General features: G+C 69.1%; 17 protein-coding genes and 1 pseudogene. 6 read left to right on the top strand and 12 right to left on the bottom strand.

The genetic code is table 11. From position 1 onward, the window contains the following. Positions 1-43 precede the first annotated feature (43 nt). The 7 genes from ccsB to hemL all read right to left on the bottom strand — a co-directional run bounded on the left by ccsB (position 44) and on the right by hemL (position 8,340). Complete coding sequence (gene ccsB, locus AB0M26_RS19160) at positions 44-1,138, bottom strand: c-type cytochrome biogenesis protein CcsB (protein WP_365262357.1); 1,095 nt, start codon at positions 1,136-1,138, stop codon at positions 44-46. Further along, positions 1,135-3,171 (bottom strand): cytochrome c biogenesis protein ResB, encoded by a 2,037-nt coding sequence (locus AB0M26_RS19165; protein WP_365262360.1) that lies wholly within the window; start codon positions 3,169-3,171, stop codon positions 1,135-1,137. Before AB0M26_RS19165 ends, ccsB begins: the two co-directional genes overlap by 4 nt. A gap of 4 nt (positions 3,172-3,175) precedes the next feature. After that, positions 3,176-3,937: a cytochrome c biogenesis protein CcdA gene (locus AB0M26_RS19170; protein WP_365262424.1), complete on the bottom strand. Its 762-nt coding sequence runs from the start codon at positions 3,935-3,937 to the stop codon at positions 3,176-3,178. 7 nt (positions 3,938-3,944) lie between these two features. After that, positions 3,945-4,535 carry a TlpA disulfide reductase family protein gene (locus AB0M26_RS19175; RefSeq protein ID WP_365262363.1) on the bottom strand — a complete coding sequence of 197 codons (591 nt, stop codon included), beginning with the start codon at positions 4,533-4,535 and terminating at the stop codon, positions 3,945-3,947. Positions 4,536-4,863: 328 nt separating this feature from the next. After that, a complete protein-coding gene (locus tag AB0M26_RS19180) occupies positions 4,864-6,096 on the bottom strand; it encodes a hypothetical protein (protein WP_365262366.1) in 1,233 nt (410 codons plus the stop codon). 169 nt (positions 6,097-6,265) lie between these two features. Next, complete coding sequence (locus AB0M26_RS19185; RefSeq protein ID WP_365262369.1) at positions 6,266-7,003, bottom strand: histidine phosphatase family protein; 738 nt, start codon at positions 7,001-7,003, stop codon at positions 6,266-6,268. An 8-nt stretch (positions 7,004-7,011) separates the two neighbouring features. Then, a complete protein-coding gene (hemL, locus tag AB0M26_RS19190) occupies positions 7,012-8,340 on the bottom strand; it encodes a glutamate-1-semialdehyde 2,1-aminomutase (RefSeq protein ID WP_365262372.1) in 1,329 nt (442 codons plus the stop codon). A gap of 116 nt (positions 8,341-8,456) precedes the next feature. Here hemL and AB0M26_RS19195 point away from each other — a divergent pair, with 116 nt between their 5' ends. Continuing rightward, complete coding sequence (locus tag AB0M26_RS19195; RefSeq protein ID WP_365262375.1) at positions 8,457-9,035, top strand: hypothetical protein; 579 nt, start codon at positions 8,457-8,459, stop codon at positions 9,033-9,035. A gap of 306 nt (positions 9,036-9,341) precedes the next feature. Here the strand turns inward: AB0M26_RS19195 and AB0M26_RS19200 are convergent, their stop codons facing one another. Both AB0M26_RS19200 and AB0M26_RS19205 read right to left on the bottom strand, forming a co-directional pair. Then, a complete protein-coding gene (locus AB0M26_RS19200) occupies positions 9,342-9,800 on the bottom strand; it encodes a hypothetical protein (RefSeq protein WP_365262378.1) in 459 nt (152 codons plus the stop codon). Positions 9,801-10,108: 308 nt separating this feature from the next. Continuing rightward, complete coding sequence (locus AB0M26_RS19205; RefSeq protein ID WP_365262380.1) at positions 10,109-10,786, bottom strand: TetR family transcriptional regulator; 678 nt, start codon at positions 10,784-10,786, stop codon at positions 10,109-10,111. A gap of 132 nt (positions 10,787-10,918) precedes the next feature. Here AB0M26_RS19205 and AB0M26_RS19210 point away from each other — a divergent pair. From AB0M26_RS19210 to AB0M26_RS19220, 3 genes and pseudogenes are all read left to right on the top strand, one after another. Continuing rightward, a pseudogene (locus AB0M26_RS19210) lies at positions 10,919-11,779 on the top strand (FAD-dependent oxidoreductase); the annotation flags it as partial. A gap of 339 nt (positions 11,780-12,118) precedes the next feature. Next, positions 12,119-12,454: a YnfA family protein gene (locus tag AB0M26_RS19215; protein ID WP_365262383.1), complete on the top strand. Its 336-nt coding sequence runs from the start codon at positions 12,119-12,121 to the stop codon at positions 12,452-12,454. 46 nt (positions 12,455-12,500) lie between these two features. Further along, entirely contained in the window at positions 12,501-13,268 is a 768-nt protein-coding gene (locus AB0M26_RS19220) for an SDR family oxidoreductase (protein ID WP_365262386.1), read from the top strand. 209 nt (positions 13,269-13,477) lie between these two features. Here the strand turns inward: AB0M26_RS19220 and arsM are convergent, their stop codons facing one another. After that, positions 13,478-14,365: an arsenite methyltransferase gene (arsM, locus tag AB0M26_RS19225; protein ID WP_365262389.1), complete on the bottom strand. Its 888-nt coding sequence runs from the start codon at positions 14,363-14,365 to the stop codon at positions 13,478-13,480. Positions 14,366-14,483: 118 nt separating this feature from the next. Between arsM and AB0M26_RS19230 the strand changes: the two genes are divergently transcribed. Then, a complete protein-coding gene (locus AB0M26_RS19230; RefSeq protein ID WP_365262392.1) occupies positions 14,484-14,858 on the top strand; it encodes a metalloregulator ArsR/SmtB family transcription factor in 375 nt (124 codons plus the stop codon). A gap of 86 nt (positions 14,859-14,944) precedes the next feature. Further along, complete coding sequence (locus AB0M26_RS19235; protein ID WP_365262427.1) at positions 14,945-15,352, top strand: arsenate reductase ArsC; 408 nt, start codon at positions 14,945-14,947, stop codon at positions 15,350-15,352. Between the two features lie 138 nt (positions 15,353-15,490). Here AB0M26_RS19235 and AB0M26_RS19240 read toward each other — a convergent pair whose 3' ends face one another. Both AB0M26_RS19240 and AB0M26_RS19245 read right to left on the bottom strand, forming a co-directional pair. Then, positions 15,491-15,619, bottom strand: a complete 129-nt coding sequence (locus tag AB0M26_RS19240; RefSeq protein WP_365262395.1) for a hypothetical protein — start codon at positions 15,617-15,619, stop codon at positions 15,491-15,493. 228 nt (positions 15,620-15,847) lie between these two features. After that, positions 15,848-16,849 (bottom strand): hypothetical protein (locus tag AB0M26_RS19245; protein WP_365262398.1); only part of this gene is annotated, 1,002 nt, incomplete at its 5' end.

Genomic DNA, 16,849 nt, shown 5'->3' on the forward strand with positions numbered 1-16,849 from the left:
CGGCAGCACGGGCCGCTCGCGGACGTCGTACGGCTCCGGCGTCTCAGACTCCGTCGTAGGAGTGCCTGCCGTTGATGAAGAAGTTGACGCCGTAGTAGTTGAAGAGGAAGCAGGCGAAGGCCACCAGCGCAATGTACGCGGCCTTGCGTCCCTTCCAGCCTGCCGTGGCCCGGGCGTGCAGATAGCAGGCGTAGGCGACCCAGGTGATGAACGACCAGACCTCCTTGGGGTCCCAACCCCAGTAGCGGCCCCAGGCGGCCTCGGCCCAGATCGCGCCGGCGATGATCGTGAAGGTCCACAGCGGGAAGACGGTCGCGTTGATGCGGTACGCGAACTTGTCCAGGCTCGCGGCCGACGGGAGCCGCTCCAGCACGGACGAGGCGAACGCGCCGGGCCGCTTGCCCACCGGGGCGGCGAGCTTGGCCTCGTAGCGGTCGCGGAAGAGGTAGAGCAGCGTGCCGACGAATCCGAGGTAGAGCACCGCGCCGGAGATGATCGCGCAGGAGACGTGGATCCACAGCCAGTACGAGTGGAGGGCGGGAACCAACTGGTCGCTGTCGGTGTACAAGACAGTGACAGCGAGGCCGAGATCGAGGAGGACGGTCGTGACCAGGGGGAGCCCGATCCAGCGCACATTCTTCTTCGTCGCGAGGAAGACGATGTACACACCGACGGCCACGGCGGAGAAGGTGGTCGAGAACTCGTACATGTTGCCCCAGGGGGCGCGCTCCACGGAGAGCGCGCGGGCGACGACGCCGACCGCGTGGAGGAGGAAGGCCAGGACGGTGAGCGAGATCGCGACCCGGCCGTACAGATCGCCCTGTTCGCTGTCACCAGCGGCGCCGGGACCGTCCGGGACGTCGCGCGATCCGGCGACGGACCGGGTGACGACCTTCGGGCGTTCCAGTACGGCGGTGCCACCTCCCCGGGTGGCGACCTTCACAGCCACGGTGGCGGCGGAGCGGGCACCGGCCGCATCGGTCAGCGCGGCGGCGGTGCGGCCGACCTTGCTCCGGCTGCCGAAGACCCACTCGGCCATATGCGCGAGGAAGGCGAGGGTGTAGACGGCCATCGCCGAATAGATCAGCACGTTGCTGATGTTGGCCATGTTCTCGTTGGCCGCGACCGCGAGGTTCACGCGCGCGCTCCTTCGCCTTCAGCAGGGTCTGCGTGGTCGTCGTCCGGGGTGGCCGAATCGCCGGCGGCCCGGTTGTCGGTGGCGGGGGCCTCAGAGCCCCGGTCGTCGCGAACCGGCGCTGCGTTCGCCGGGTGCTCGGCGGCCGGGGGCTCATTCAGGTCGTTCACCGGGTGCTCGGAGTCGGGCTCTTCGGTGCCCGGCTGTTCGGCGGCCGGGTCATCGGTGCTCGGCTTCTCGGTGCCCGGCTGCTCGGCGACCGGCACATCCGTGCTCGGCTGCTCGGCGGTCGGGTGATCCGTGCTCGGCTGCTCGGCAGCCGGGTCATCGGTGCTCGGCTCCTCGGCGACGGGGGGTGCGTCGGGCTGCAACGCCACGGCGAGGTCGGCCAGTTCCTCCGGGAGTTTGGCGGACTCGCTGCGACCGAGCCCGGCCATCTCGACCACCGTCGTGCCGTCGTCGCCCCGGACCGCCCGCACCCAGACGCGGCGACGCTGGATGAACAGCGACGCGGCGAGGCCGGCCAGGGCCGCCAACGCACCACCGAGAGCCAGGCCGTTGGCGGGCTGGTAGGAGATCTGGAAGCTCGCCCATGTCTTCACTCCGTCGAATGTGAGCGAGCCCGCGCCGTCGGGCAGCGTCATCGTCTCGCCGGGGCGGAGGGCCTTGCGGAAGAGGTCGCCGTTCTCGTCCTTGAACTGCTTCATCTTCCGCGTGTCGAGTTGGTAGACGTTCTGAGGCAGACCGGAGTCGATGCCGAGGCTGCCGCGGAAGGCGTTCAGGGAGAGCACGGGGTAGTCGAGCGCGGGGAAGGAGGAATGCGGACCGCGTACCGCGTCGAGCGCGTAGGTGGGGGTGAACCGTCCCTGGAATCCGAGCTGGTTCTTCTTGCCGTTCTTGTCGCGGTAGTCGGGGACCTTGACCACTCCGACGGAGGTCAGGTTCTTGTCCTGCGGCAGAAAGGGCACCGGCCCTTGGTACGCGATGTCGCCCTGACCGTCCTTGACCGTGACCACGGGGGCGTAGCCGTTGCCGAGCAGGTAGACCTTGTTGCCCGCCACGTCGAGGGGCTCGTTGACCTCGATCGTGTCGCTGTGCTCGGTGCCGTCCGCGCCCTCCCAGTACTTGACGTGGGCGCGGAACTCGCGGGCCGTGCCCTTCTCGGGACCTGTGCGCTCGTAGCTGGATTCGAAGCCGTGCAGCGAGAAGCCGAAGGGGGCGAGGGCGTCGGAGTCGAAGAGGTCGCCGGACCTGAAGTCGTCGTACTGCGTAAGGGTGTTGGAGAAGCCGTCGCCGTCGACGATCAGCTTGCCTCCCTCGGCCTTCCAGAGCTGTCCGGAGGCGAAGGCCACCAGCATCACGATGAGCGCGACATGGAAGACGAGGTTGCCGGCCTCCCGCAGGTACCCCTTCTCGGCGGCGACCGCATCGCCGGGGGTGTGCACGCGGAAGCGGCGCCGTCCCAGCATCCGGTGTGCTGCGGACAGGACCTGCGCGGGCTCGGCGCCGGTGCGCCACGTGGTGTAGGCGGGCAGCCGGGTGAGGCGTCGCGGAGCGGCAGGCGGGCGACCGCGGAGCTGTCCGACGAACTGCCAGCTCCGCGGGACGATGCAGCCGATGAGGGAGACGAACAACAGGATGTAGATCGCCGAGAACCACACCGAGCTGTAGACGTGGAACAGTCCGAGACTGTCGTAGAGCGGGGCGAGTGTCTCGTGGCGGGTCCGGAACTCCTCGACCTTGATGGGGTCGACATTGTCCTGGGGGATCAGTGAGCCGGGGATGGAGCCGAGTGAGAGCAGGAAGAGGAGGATCAGCGCGACGCGCATCGACGTGAGCTGCCGCCAGAACCAGCGCGTCCAGCCGAGGATCCCCAGCACCGGGACGTTGATCCTGTCCTCGGGCGCGGTGGACAGTTGTGAGCCCGCGGCGCCGAGTTCGCGGTCGTCCGCGCCGCCCCGATCCGCCCGGACGCCGCCGGTCCGGACGTCATCGGCCGCGTCGGGGCCGTCGGTCTGCGTCTCCGTCTTGGACATTGGCTCAGATTCCCGGAGTGAAGGTGGACGACCAGACTTGCAGATCGCCGATCAAGCGGTCCCAGGTCCCCGTGACGAGCAGAACTCCGACCAGCACCAGCATGAGGCCGCCGGTCCGCATCACCCATACGTAGTGCTGCTTGACCCAGCTGAACGCGCCCAGCGCACGGCGGAAGGCTACGGCAGCGAGGATGAAGGGAACCCCGAGACCCAGACAGTAGGCCACGGTCAGCAGTGCGCCGCGTCCGGCGCTCGCCTCGTTGAGCGCAAGGACGTTGACGGCGGTCAGCGTGGGACCGATGCAGGGGGTCCAGCCGATGCCGAACAGCACGCCCAGCATCGGCGCGCCCGCGAGGCCGAGGGTCGGCCGCTTGTGGAAGCGGAACTCGCGCTGGGTGAAGCCGCCGAGGACTCCCATGAAGACCAGCCCCAGCACGATCGTGAGAGCACCGAGCACTTTGGAGATCGTCTCCTTGTGCTCTTCCAACGTCAGCCCGAAGTGCCCGAACATCGCCCCGTAGGAGACGAAGACCGCCGTGAAGCCGAGGACGAACAACAACGCTCCGCCGACCATCCGGCCTCGCCGCGCCTCCGCGAGGTCGGTCCCGGTGACGCCCGTCACGTACGAGAGATAGCCGGGCACGAGCGGCAGGACACACGGGGAGAAGAACGAGACCAGTCCGCCCAGCAGGGCGACGGGCACCGCCAGCAGCAGGGCGCCGGTGAGGACCGTCTGGTTGGGGTCGGTCGCGGCGGCGAGAGCGATCACGTGATCACTTCTCCGCGATCAGCGGTTCAAGTGTCTTGCTGAGGTCCTTCTCGTTCAGCGCTTTGAGCGCCCGCGCCGCGATCCGGCCCTCACGGTCGACGATCACCGTGGACGGGATGGCCTTGGGGTTGAGGCTGCCGGGCGGGAAGCGCAGCATCAGTTTGCCCATGGGGTCGTAGAGGCTCGGGTACGGAACGTCGTACTCCTTCTCGAGCTTCTGCGCCGGCGCCTTGTTCGGATCGCGGGTGTTGATGCCGACGAACTCCACCCCGTCTGCCTTTGTGGCGTTCGCCACCTTCACGAGGTGCTTCATCTCGGCACGGCACGGGGCACACCACGATCCCCAGACGTTGACCACGACGATCTTGCCTTTGTAGTCGGCGAGATCGAGAGGCTTTCCCTCGAGGGTGGTGCCGGAGATCTTCGGGAGCGGCTTCCGGTCGGCGGCCTTCACGGTGTCGATGCCACCGAGTCCGGTGACGAACTTCGTGTCCGAGGATCCCCCGGACGTACCGCCCGACTGGCACCCGGTAAGTGCCACCGCCGCGGCCGCCGTTCCGGCGGCCAGCAGCGTGGTGCGAGAAGTCCTCCGCACCGCAGGCCGACTGGGGGTCGTGCGGCGTCGCGAGGCGCGGCTGGCAAACATGTGAAAAGTTTCGCATGGAGCTACGAGGGATCTTCCGCACCCCCCTCAAGTCACCCGAAACCATCTGTCGGCCCTGGTCGGAACCCGAGGAAGCCGCAGCGGCACCCCCTCGGCTCCGAGGAGCCGTCGGCGGAAAGCGCGCGGAGCCCGGCCGGGATCGCGCAGTCGCACGACCGGCCATGCGACGAACGACCGGCGATGTGGTGAATGACCGGATCGGCCGGCGAATGAGCGAATGGGCCGTGAACGAGCGGATCGGGATGGCGAGCGAACGGGGTCAGGAAGCCGAGAGATAGGCCTTCCAACCACCGGGCGGGCGCTGGCCGACGCCGAGCCCGCGCAGCTTCCGCAACACCCGCGGGTCCTGGGCGTCGAGCCAGTCCGCGTACTGGCGGAAGGACACCACCCGTACGTCCTTGCGCTTCTCGTCGGCGATGTGCTTGAACGCCTCCTCGACGGCACGCATGTAGATCCCGCCGTTCCAGGACTCGAAGTGGTTGCCGATGAACAGCGGCGCGCGGTTGCTCCCGTAGGCCCGCTCGAAGCCGGCGACGTAGGCGTCACGGGCCTGCCGCTGCCAGGCCGGGTACTTGGCCGGGTCGCTCTGCGTCGCGTTCTGCGACTGGTTGGCCATGAGGTTGTAGTCCATGGACAGGACCTCGAAGCTGCGGCCGGGGAAGGGTATCTGCTGGAGTGGAAAGTCCCATATGCCCTTCTTCTTCCCGGGCCAGACCTGGAGTCCGCCCGGCGAGCTGGCGTCATAGCGCCATCCCAGCTTCCGCGCCGTCGGCAGCAGGTTGTCCTGGCCCAGCAGGCACGGTGTACGTGCGCCGACGAGTTCCTTGCGGTAGTCGAACGGCAACGGCTCCAGATCCTTGAAGCCGGTGTTCGTCCGCCACTTGGTGACGAACGACACAGCTTGCTCGATCTCGGACTTCCACTGCGCGGGCGTCCAGTGCGCGACGGAACCGGAACCGGCGCAGAAATGCCCGTTGAAATGCGTGCCGATCTCGTGGCCGTCGAGCCAGGCCGACCGCACGCTCTTCAGGGTCCTGCGTATATTCTCGTCGCTGAGAAAGCCGATATCCGATGCACCCGCCGGGTTGTTCGGCGGACGGTAGAGACTCCTCTTCGATTCCGGCACCAGATAGAGCCCGGAAAGGAAAAAGGTCATCGAAGCGCCGTAGTCCTTCGCGAGTTTCCGGAAGCGCGGGAAGAGGCCGTCTCCGATGTCCCCCGCGCCGTCCCAGGAAAAGACCACGAACTGCGGCGGCTTCTGGCCCGGTTCGAGCCGTTCGGGCTTCGGCTGGTGCGGCTGCGGCCCGGTACGGGCGGTCGAACCGTCACCGATCGGCTCGGCCTTCCGCCCCTCGCTCTTTCCCGAACTCTTGCCGGATCCCGAACCCCCCGTCGATTCCCAGCCCTTCGCCGAGCCACAGCCGGAGATGCCCACGGCAGCCGCCGCTCCCATTCCCAGTCCGAGAATTCCCCGTCGGCTGATGTCACCCATCGTTGTCCCCCTACGAACTCGCAGTGCCCGGTTGCTCCAGTAACCGGACAGCCGCTAAGAGGGATTGACGGAGAGACTGGTTCCGGCCCGATGGCCGGTTTCTTATGAGTAACTTCGAGGACTTCGACGGAGATTCGGTGCAGTACCGCGAAACAGTGTTGCGACGCGGCTAGGCGCCGAATCCCTTGGCGCCCTTCACCGCGCCCCGCCCGAACCGCCGCTGTGCTCCCGGCCGCAGATGCGCCGGTACCAGATCTCCGGCCGGTTCGCTGTAGCCCACGGAGACGATCCGGTCGTCGTGGAACGTGAAGGACGTCAGGCTCGCGAGCGAGCACTGCCGGCGCCGCGGGTCGTGCCACAACCGCCGCCGTTCCGCGTAGCTGCGCACGATCCAGATCGGCAGCTGATGGCTGACGGCCACGGCCTCGTGTCCGCGCGCGGCATCGCGCGCCGCGGAGATCGCGCCCATCATCCGTACGACCTGGTCGATGTATGGCTCGCCCCAAGACGGGCGGAAGGGGTTGGTGAGGTGCCGCCAGTTGGCGGGCCGGCGCAGGGCCCCGTCCCCGACGCCGAAGGTCTTTCCCTCGAAGACGTTGCCGGCCTCGATGAGCCGTTCGTCGGTGGCGATGTCGAGCGAGTGCGCCTTGGCGATCGGGGTCGCCGTCTCCTGTGCGCGCTCCAGCGGGGAGGAGACGACGTACCGGACGTCACGCTCGGCGAGGTGGTCGGCGACGCGGTCGGCCATCTGCCGTCCGAGTTCCGAGAGGTGGTAGCCCGGGCGGCGCCCGTACAGCACCCCGTCCGGATTTTCGACTTCACCATGGCGCAGCAGATGCACGACGGTGACGCCCGGGTCGGTCCGGTCGGTGGCAGGGGTCTCGGTGGGGGCGCACTCGTTGGTCATGTCGTCCATCATGCAGACGCCTCGGCAGCGGCCCGAGCGGCGGACGGCAGCGCGGCCGCGATGCGCTCGATGGCGGAGGCGTCATGGGCCGTCGAGACGAACCAGGACTCGAACGCGGACGGCGGGAGGTAGACGCCCTGGTGCAGCATCGCATGGAAGAAGGCGGTGAAGCGGTGGGACTGCTGCGTCCTCGCCCCGTCGTAGTCGGTCACGTCCTCGTCGGTGAAGAAGACGGAGAACATGTTCCCGGCCGTCTGGATGCGGTGGACGACGCCTTCCTTGGTCAGCGCCTCGCCCACCAGCCCCCGCACCTCCGCGGAGACCGCGTCGACCTTCTCGTACTCGGCGTCGCCGAGCAGGCGGAGCTGGGTGACGCCGGCGGCGGTCGCGATCGGGTTCCCCGACAGCGTGCCCGCTTGGTAGACGGGTCCGGCCGGAGCCAGGTGCGCCATGACGTCGGCCCGGCCACCGAAGGCCGCGGCCGGGAAGCCGCCCCCCATGACCTTGCCGAAGGTCATCAGGTCGGGCTCCACGCCGTCGATGCCGTACCAGCCCGCCCTGCTCACCCGGAAGCCCGTCATGACCTCGTCGGAGAGGTAGAGCGCGCCGCTCTCCGCGCACAGCGACTTCAGGCCGGCGTTGAAGCCGGGGAGCGGGGGCACGACGCCCATGTTGCCCGGGGCGGCCTCGGTGATCACGCAGGCGATCTCGCCCGGGTAGCGCGCGAAAGCGTGCCGTACGGCCTCGAGGTCGTTGTACGGGAGCACGATCGTGTCCCCGGTCTGCGCGCCGGTGACCCCGGGTGTGTCGGGGAGCCCGAACGTGGCGACCCCGGACCCGGCCGCGGCGAGCAGCGCGTCCACATGCCCGTGGTAGCAGCCGGCGAACTTGATCACCTTGCTGCGCTCGGTGAAGCCACGGGCGAGCCGGATGGCCGACATCGTCGCCTCGGTCCCCGAGGACACCAGCCGCACCTGCTCGACAGGGTCGACCCGCGCCACGATCTCCTCGGCGAGTTCGACCTCGCCCGCGCCGGGCGTGCCGAACGAGGTGCCACGGGCCACCGCCGCCTGGACGGCCTCGGTCACCTGCGGGTGCGCATGCCCCAGGATCATCGGCCCCCACGAACACACCAGATCGACATACTCCCGGCCGTCCGCATCGGTCAGATACGGACCCGAACCGGACACCATGAACCGGGGCGTACCCCCCACGGCACGAAAGGCGCGTACGGGGGAGTTAACGCCGCCGGGCGTCACGACTGCAGCGCGGTCGAAAAGTGTCTGCGAAACTGGGGCGGCAACTGAGGCATCGTACGAGTGAGTCACGTAATCCATGGTGTCAGAGCCGTACAGGGACACGCGTCGGGGCGTTTCACCGCCCGTGTGCGGGGGAGGTCTCTGAGACGATGATCGGGTTGCGCGGGAATGGCCGCGAGTGGTCGGGTGGAGATATGCAGCGCGGTGGCGGACTGGGTGAGGGGACCGATGACCTGGGCCCCGAGCGCGCCGGCGTCCCCCACGCCGGAGGCGAAGGGCGGGGGAGGCACCGACGCGAGCGCGAGGGGCACGGTGGTGGGAGCAGGAGTGGCCGGGTGGGGGTGACGTACAAATATTTCGGCGCGCCCGACGGAGCCACCGCGGCGAGGGTCCCCATCTCGATGCGTCCCGAGGAGCTCGGCGGTGACGAGCTCGGCATGGGCGGGATGTTCACCAAGATCAAGCCCGAGACCATGGCGGCTATGGTCCTGACCGGTATCGAAGGCATACCGCTCAACAAGGTGCCGCCGCTCGAACTGGTCGTGCTGCACCCGGACTACGCCGTGGTGAGGCTGCCGATGACGGTCGTCGACCCGCTGCGGGGCGTGGGCGAAGAGGCCGTGGGCGCGGCGGCGTTCATCTGGTCGACCGTTCCGGACCGCGGCGGGCCGCGGGACGCGTTCAACGTCTACCAGCTTCTGCATGAGTGGCAGGACTTCAGTCACCGGCTGCATGAGGCCGGGCACCAGCCGTACTGCCTGGTCTGGCCGTGATCGCAGGCTGCGGGCTGCGGGGTCCGGGGGGACTCCGCGCCGCGGGCCTGGCGGATGCAGCCGGGGGACTTCGGCCGGGCTGGTCCGATCGCCGGGGCCCGGCCGTGTACACCGGTACCGCCTGAGCTTCTCGGATGGCCCGGCCGCGCCGGTGTCCCAATCCCCATGCGCTGGGGCGCCCCGAGCCCGGGGCGCCGCATTCTCATATGTCGGGCAGCGGGAGGCGTGCCCGCGCCTGTTCCCGTGACGGGCCGGCGCCCGGCGCGCCGGCACGCGGGAGCCTACGAGCTGCGTATTCCTTCGGGGTCATGCCGCACCTTTCGCGCGGCGGCGCAGCACCAGGACACTCCCACCCGCCGCGAACGCGACGAGAGCGGCACCGCCCGCGACCCCTGCGTCGCTCATCCCGCCGATGCTGCCGCCCTCACCGGCGCGCACGCCCCGGGCGGGGCCGATCTGCAGGCGTGTGTGGAACCTCTGCCCGTCCCCGCAGCGGAGGGTGACCCGGTACGTGCCCCTGGCGTGCCGGAAGACCTTCGCGCTCTCGGAGAAGTGGTGCCCGCGCGGACGAAGCCTGACGGTTCCGAAGGCCCCGGAGTACGCGGTTGCCACTTCGCGGAGTCCGCACCGGCCGTCGTCACTGATCCACACCATCCGGCCGGGGCTCCCCCAGTGCGGACTGACGGAGGCGACCGCTGCCGGAGCACTCAGGCCGACGGCGGCGGTGGCGGCCACCGCGGTGCCGAGAGCGCGAGCAGTACGCATGGATTCCTCCGGTGCCGGCTGCGGCCCCTGGCGGCCACATCGGAATGTCCGGCACAGAAACCATGCAAAGCGAGGAAGCCGCGGCGCGCGAACGCGAGATCCACATCCGGTCACCCTGATGCCGCATCAGCCGTGAGGTCGGACCACTGGACTTTCCGCAGGGCTGACGGCGTGTCACGGCGGGAGGGCGGGGCCGCGTACGAACCCCCGGGCGGAGCACGCCCGCCTGAGTGATGCCCTATCAGACGGCGGAGTTCCGGGGGTTGCGGGACGGCTGTTCTTGCCGGGTCGACGCCCGACGCTGGGCGCTACGGGCGCTCGGCCGTCAGATAGCGCTGCACCGTCGGGGCCAGCCAGGCCACCACCTCGAGCCGCGTCATCTCGGTGGCCGGGGGGAACCGCAGCACGTAGCGGCTCATGGCCATGCCGAGGATCTGTGACGCCGTCAGGGCGGCGCGGCGGGCACTGTCGTCGGGGTCGGGACAGACGGCCGCGGCGACAGGGCTGAGCTGGTCCCGGAAGATCTGCTGTATCCGCTCGGCCCCCGCGGAGTTCGTGACGCCGACTCGCAGCAGGGCGGTCAGCACCTCGTCCTCTTCCCAGCGGTTCAGGAAGTGGCGGACGAGCGCTGCCCCGATCTCCTCGCGCGGCAGCGCGCTGAGGTCCGGCAGCCTCAGGTCGAAGTCGGAGGCGGCCGCGAAGAGCCCCTCCTTGTTGCCGTAGTACCGCATCACCATCGACGGGTCGATGCCCGCGTCGGCGGCGATGGCCCGGATGGTGGCGCGCTCGTAGCCGTCGGCGGCGAAGCGCTCGCGGGCGGCGGCGAGGATCGCGGCGCGGGTGGCGTCCGACCGGCGGGGGCGGGCGTCCGGAGTCGACGGCGCCCCGGCGCTGGCATCCGTGTTTGCGGCGCCCTTCTTCGCGGCGTCCGCCGCCGCGGTCCCGTGCGCGGTGCGAGTGCCGCTCCTTCTTCGGGATTCCTGCATGCCAACGAGTGTAGGCCAACGGACGTTGACAGACCAGCGCGGCGGGCTCTACTGTTGCCAACAAGCGTTGACCAACAAGTGTTGGCAGTGCGGTGGCAGGACTTCGGCAGGCTTGGTATGGAGGAGGCGGTCATGTCGGACAGGAGCACCCCGGGCGCGATCACCGGCAGTGGCGAGAGCCGGCCGTCCAGCGATGTCATCGTCGTCGGCGCGGGTCCCACCGGGTTGATGCTGGCGGCCGACCTCGCGGCGGCCGGTGTGGCCGTCACCGTGCTGGAGCGGCGTTCGCACGAGACGAGCAATCTCACGCGCGCGTTCGGCGTCCATGCCCGCACCCTCGAGCTGCTGGACGCCCGCGGTCCGGCCGACGAGCTCGTCGCTCGCGGTCAACCCGTCGACGGACTACGGCTGTTCAAGCGGCTGCCCCTCGACATGAGCAGGCTCCCCAGCCGATTCCCGTTCGTGCTCATCACCCCACAGTACGAGGTGGAGAGACTGCTCGAGCGCCGCGCGGTCGACGCCGGGGTGCACTTCCTGTACGGCGCCGAAGTGCGGGGACTCAGGCAGGACGCCGACGGCGCGGCGGTCGAGGTGCACGGCGAAGACGACAGCGTCCGGACGCTGCGGGCCTCGTATGTCGTCGGCACGGACGGCGTCCGCAGCGCCGTACGCACGGCCCTCGGTCTGCCCTTCCCCGGGCGGTCCGTCATCAAGTCGATCGTCCTCGCCGATGTGCGCCTCGGCGAGAAGCCGGAGGGCCTGCTGACGGTCAGTGGCGTCGGTGAGGCGTTCGCCTTCATCGCCCCCTTCGGGGACGGCTGGTACCGCGTCATGGGCTGGAACCGGAAGCGTCAGGTCCCCGACTCCGAGCCGCTCGGCCTCGACGAGGTCAGGGAGCTGGCGCGGCTCGCGCTGGGCAGCGATTACGGCATGCATGACGCCCGCTGGCTCTCCCGCTTCCATGCCGTACTCGCCGACCCTCGACGATCTCCGCCACGTGGAGTGCCGTCAGCAGCAGTGGGTGGGTGGTGCAGACGACCTGCGCACCCGTCCCCCTCCCCCTCCAACTGCGCCAAAACTCCCACCATTCGAGACCGGGGGCAAAGGACGGTGCGGACTCCGGGTCCTCCAGAACGAATAACCCCCGGTGATGGAACCTCTCCCGGAACGCCGCAAGGAAGCCCTCACCATGACTCATGTAGCCGGCCCCGGCCGGAACTCCTCGCCCTCCGGCAGGTGGGTATACGCGCGCTCTGTCAGCACACCCTCGACTGTGGCGCACACCACTGACACGGCCGCGGGTCCGGTCGGCAGGTCCCTAGGGTTGCTCTCATGCTCATCGCACGTTCCGTGTCGCTCTTCGTCCTCGCCGCTCTCCTCGAGATCGGCGGTGCATGGCTGGTCTGGCAGGGCGTGCGGGAGCACCGGGGCTGGGCCTGGATCGGCGTAGGCGTCATCGCCCTGGGCGCATACGGGTTCGTCGCCACGCTCCAGCCGGACGCACACTTCGGCCGGATCCTGGCCGCGTACGGCGGGGTGTTCGTGGCCGGGTCGCTGGCCTGGGGCATGGTCGCGGACGGCTACCGCCCCGACCGGTACGACGTGGCCGGGGCGCTGATCTGTCTGGCAGGTGTGGCCGTGATCATGTACGCACCGAGGGCCCGCTGATTCGAACTATCCTGCGTACCGAGAACGACGTGCACCAGGAGGCTTGATGTCCACCACCCCCACAGCCGTCATCACCGGTGCGAGCAGTGGTATCGGCGCGGCGACGGCGCGCAGTCTCGCCGCCTCGGGCTACCGCGTCGTCCTCACGGCTCGCCGCAAGGAGCGCATCGAGGCACTCGCGGCCGAACTGACCGAGGCGGGGCATGAGGCGGTTCCGTACGCGCTGGACGTGACCGACCGGGCGGCCGTCGACGCGTTCGCCGCGTTCCTCGACGGACGGGGGCCGGTGCATGTCCTGGTGAACAACGCGGGCGGCGCGTTGGGCGCGGACCCCGTGTCCTCCGCGGACCCGGCCGACTGGCGCACGATGTACGACGTCAACGTCCTCGGCGTCCTGCACATCACGCAGGCCCTGCTGCCCGCACTCACGGCGTCGGGCGAAGGCACCGTCGTCGTCCTCTCCTCCACGGCCGGCCTCGCGACATACGAGGGCGGCGGCGGCTATGTGGCCGCGAAGCACGGCGCCCACGTCATCGCGGAGACGCTCCGTCTGGAACTGTGCGGTCAGCCCGTGCGGATCATCGAGATCGCACCCGGCATGGTGAAGACGGACGAGTTCGCCACGACCCGCTTCCGCGGCGACCAGGACAAGGCCGCGGCGGTCTACGCGGGCGTAGCGGAACCGCTGACGGCCGAGGACGTGGCCGACACGGTCAACTGGGCCGTGACGCGCCCGCCGCACGTCAACATCGACCTCCTCGTGGTGCGCCCGCGGGCGCAGGCGTCCAACTACAAGGTGCACCGCGAGAGCTGACGCCCCCGGCGAACCAGCGGGCCCGCCAAACGCTTTGGCCGGCCACGCCCGTCCGCGGCCGACGAGATTCCCTGGTCCGGCAAGCCTCTTGCGCGACGCGAACTCAGCGCCGACCAGTGTTGCGACGGCCGGTTGAGCCCGGGGAGGTACCGGACCAGGCTCCCTCGCCTTGCGCACCCACCCACCGTTCATGCCGCTTGACGTCGAAGTCAGCCTTCCTGATTGCCTTTCTGGCACTCGCAGCCCGCAGCCGTCTTCGCTTCCGCGACTGTGGTGGCTGGGTCAATGGCTCGCTCCTCGCCTGTACAGCAGGCGTCGACGCCGCAGCAGGCGGCCGTCGCGTCGGCAGCATCGGGCTTGGTCGCGCGGACGATGGCGGCGTGCATGCCGTCGGCGACGGGACGGGTGGGGGTGATCTCGATGTCGGTGAAGCCGGCGGCTTCGAGGCCCTTGCGGTACTCGGTGAAGGAGAGGGCGCCCGCGATGCAGCCGACGTAGTCACCGCGCTCGGCTCGCTGATGAGGCGTCAGGTCGTTGTCGGAGAGGACGTCGGAGATGCCGATCCGGCCACCGGGCCGCAGTACGCGGAAGGTCTCGGCAAAGACAGCGGGTTTGTCCGTGGACAAGTTGATCACGCAGTTGGAGATCACGACATCGATGGTGTGCGCGGGCAGGGGAATGGCTTCGATGGTGCCTTTGAGGAACTCGACGTTCGTGGCTCCGGACTGTGCGGCGTTCCTCAGCGCCAGGGCGAGCATCTCCTCGGTCATGTCCAGGCCGTAGGCCTTGCCCGTGGGGCCGACGCGGCGGGCGGAGAGCAGGACGTCGATGCCGCCGCCGGAGCCGAGGTCCAGGACGCGTTCGCCTTCGTGGAGATCGGCGACGGCGGTGGGGTTGCCGCAGCCGAGGGAGGCGGCGACGGCCTCGGCGGGGAGCTCGTCGCGCTCGATCGCAGCGTAGAGGGTCGAGCCGAAGTTCTCGTCGACCTCGATGGCCTGGGGCCCGCAACATGTGGTGGTGCCTTCGGTGACCTGTACGGCGGCGGCCGCATAGCGCCGACGGACGGTTTCCCTGAGGTCAGCGGACTGCTCATTCATGATCATGCCTTTCGTCGCACCGGCGAACCGGCGAAACCGGTAAATCGGTAAACCCGGCTGTATCGAAGTTCATTGATTCAACCTTGCGCCCTGGATCGAAGAACGTCAAGATAGAGCCATGGCGAAACAGAGGCTTGAGGTGATCCGCCAGGACGCCGGGACCTGCTGTGAGGGGCTTTCGTCGGCGCCACTGGACGAGGTGCAGGCGGCGGACCTGGCGAAGGTGTTCAAGGCCCTGGGCGATCCGGTGCGGCTGCGGCTGCTGTCGATGATCGCCTCACGGGCGGGCGGTGAGGTCTGCGTCTGCGAGATGACACCGGCCTTCGAGCTCTCCCAGCCGACGATCTCCCACCATCTGAAGCTGCTGCGTCAGGCCGGACTCATCGACTGCGAGCGCCGCGGGACCTGGGTGTACTACTGGGTGCTTCCCGCCGCGCTGGACCGGCTCGCGGCCGTCCTGAAGACGCCGCGGACAGCTGGGGTGACCACGTGATCGCCCCCACCGGGGGTGGTCGCCGGGCGGCTGACGAGGCGGCCGGAACGACAGCGCTCGTCCGTGTGGTGGTCGGTTCCGGGAAAGTGAACCCTCCTGCTGTTCCCTCGGTGCTGTTCGTGTGTGTGCACAACGCGGGCCGTTCGCAGATGGCTGCGGCCTTCCTCAGCCACCTCGCCAGCGGCCAGGTCGAGGTCCGCTCGGCAGGTTCGGCTCCCGCCGAGACCGTAAACCCGGTCGTGGTCGAAGCGATGGCGGAGGTCGGAATCGACATCTCCGCCGAGACCCCCAAGATCCTCACCGTTGACGCGGTGCAGGCCTCCGATGTCGTCATCACCATGGGCTGCGGAGACTCCTGCCCCATCTTCCCCGGCAAGCGATACCTCGACTGGAAACTGGAGGACCCCGCAGGGCAGGGGCTCGATGCGGTCCGACCCATCCGCGACGCGATCGAAACGCGCATCCGTGGCCTACTGGCTGAGCTGAGCGCCTGACCACGCCTACCCGGGCGAGAAAAACCGGCAGTTGAGGTGGGTAACAGCTGACGAGCCCGGCCGGTCGAACCCTCCAGCCGCCACGCCGGAAGGCCCCTCCGGCCGACGACGGCCGCTGGCCGGAGAGGCCTGGAACCGTCAGGGTTCGATGATCACTCCGTGCTCGGTGGACGGCGTCCGGACGGCTGTCGGGGTGGTCGCGCCGGCGAACGAGACGTCATATCCGCCGTGGAGGAGGATCAGCGGCATGGGGAAGACCTCGCTCACGTGGGCGACTGCTTGGGGGGTTGATACGGCGGTGCCGAGGACGTGGGAGCCGCGGTGAAGGTGATCGTCTGATTCGGCACAGGAAGGCCGGTCACCCGGTCGGTCAACTTCGCGTACAGGAAAGGGAAGTACACGATCGGCGGGAACAGCTTCGTCAGCGCCGGGGTCGCGGTCAGCGTGGCGCCCTGCTGAGGCGGTCGGGGCGCACCAGCACAGAGACGGCCCTTCTCAGTGATGCTGCCGCGTCAGCCAGAAATAGACCGTCGCCAGCACAACCACAGTGAGAAGCTCAGCGGCAGCGATCTTCCAGCGACTGTACGGATGGTCGCCGGAGACCTCGCCCGTCTCGGCGTTGATCATGACCTGCCACTGCTTGCCGTTGTAGACGTAGGACGCGAACCACACGGGGAGCAGCAGCAGCTTGTACGTCACCGACTCGTAGGCAGTGTCGACCGAGTGCACCCGCTGGCGGTCACCGCCGATGTCCCTCTCGCAGTCCTCTTGGATGACCGTTGCCATCTTCTGCTGGGCATGCTGGAACCCCTCCTCCGGCTCGGCGTCGTAGCGCAGAGTCCGGAATCCCGACACGTACGCCTCCTGGTACGGCACCGCGTGCTCCAACGGCCAGGGCTCCAACTGGCTCAGCTGGTCCTTCGAAAGGTGCCCGGAACCAAGGACGAGGACATCGTCGAAGGACCGTTGGACCGAGCCGCTGACCGGATGCCAGCGCACCGTGGTCTTCTCGCCTACGCCGCTGCCGGTGGTTTCCTTCACGCCGCGCTCGCCGGTGTACGAGGACGTGGTCACAGCGTCGAACGTCCAGTGCGGGACGTACGTCCCGTGCAGGCTCTCCGCCGCGTTCACCTTCTTGAGGCTGTTCGGCGCGAACCAGCGGGACTTGGCCCAAGCGCGCAGGTTGTCCTGCGCGCTCCGCTCATCGACCCGGAACGGCACCATGGCCTCGGGCACGATCCGGTCGGTCGCAGCGGAAGCGACCATGGGTGAGGAGCAGAACTGGCAGCGGCCGGAGAGCATGTCGGTCTCGTTCGCCGCGCCGCAGCCCTGGCACTGCAGGATCTGCCCACCGGCTGCCCGCGGCTTGGGCGGCAGGGAGGCCAGCTTCTCCCACGCGTGCTCCTGCACGTGGCGGGGGATGGGGACGATGGCCTGTTCGTACCGGCACTGCGGGCAGCGCAGTACGGCTGTTCCAGGCGCGTACTCGGCAGTGGA

Source organism: Streptomyces sp. NPDC051776, assembly GCF_040681345.1.
Classification (GTDB): Bacteria; Actinomycetota; Actinomycetes; order Streptomycetales; family Streptomycetaceae; genus Streptomyces.

What these genes read in the sequence shown, in the direction of transcription:
- AB0M26_RS19185 (WP_365262369.1), bottom strand. Translation starts at nt 7,003, where the DNA reads ATGACCAACGAGTGCGCCCCCACCGAGACCCCTGCCACCGACCGGACC.
- arsM (WP_365262389.1), bottom strand. Translation starts at nt 14,365, where the DNA reads ATGAATGAGCAGTCCGCTGACCTCAGGGAAACCGTCCGTCGGCGCTAT.
- AB0M26_RS19200 (WP_365262378.1), bottom strand. Translation starts at nt 9,800, where the DNA reads ATGCGTACTGCTCGCGCTCTCGGCACCGCGGTGGCCGCCACCGCCGCC.
- AB0M26_RS19205 (WP_365262380.1), bottom strand. Translation starts at nt 10,786, where the DNA reads ATGCAGGAATCCCGAAGAAGGAGCGGCACTCGCACCGCGCACGGGACC.
- AB0M26_RS19195 (WP_365262375.1), top strand. Translation starts at nt 8,457, where the DNA reads ATGCAGCGCGGTGGCGGACTGGGTGAGGGGACCGATGACCTGGGCCCC.
- hemL (WP_365262372.1), bottom strand. Translation starts at nt 8,340, where the DNA reads ATGGATTACGTGACTCACTCGTACGATGCCTCAGTTGCCGCCCCAGTT.
- AB0M26_RS19220 (WP_365262386.1), top strand. Translation starts at nt 12,501, where the DNA reads ATGTCCACCACCCCCACAGCCGTCATCACCGGTGCGAGCAGTGGTATC.
- AB0M26_RS19230 (WP_365262392.1), top strand. Translation starts at nt 14,484, where the DNA reads ATGGCGAAACAGAGGCTTGAGGTGATCCGCCAGGACGCCGGGACCTGC.
- AB0M26_RS19180 (WP_365262366.1), bottom strand. Translation starts at nt 6,096, where the DNA reads ATGGGTGACATCAGCCGACGGGGAATTCTCGGACTGGGAATGGGAGCG.
- AB0M26_RS19215 (WP_365262383.1), top strand. Translation starts at nt 12,119, where the DNA reads ATGCTCATCGCACGTTCCGTGTCGCTCTTCGTCCTCGCCGCTCTCCTC.
- AB0M26_RS19165 (WP_365262360.1), bottom strand. Translation starts at nt 3,171, where the DNA reads ATGTCCAAGACGGAGACGCAGACCGACGGCCCCGACGCGGCCGATGAC.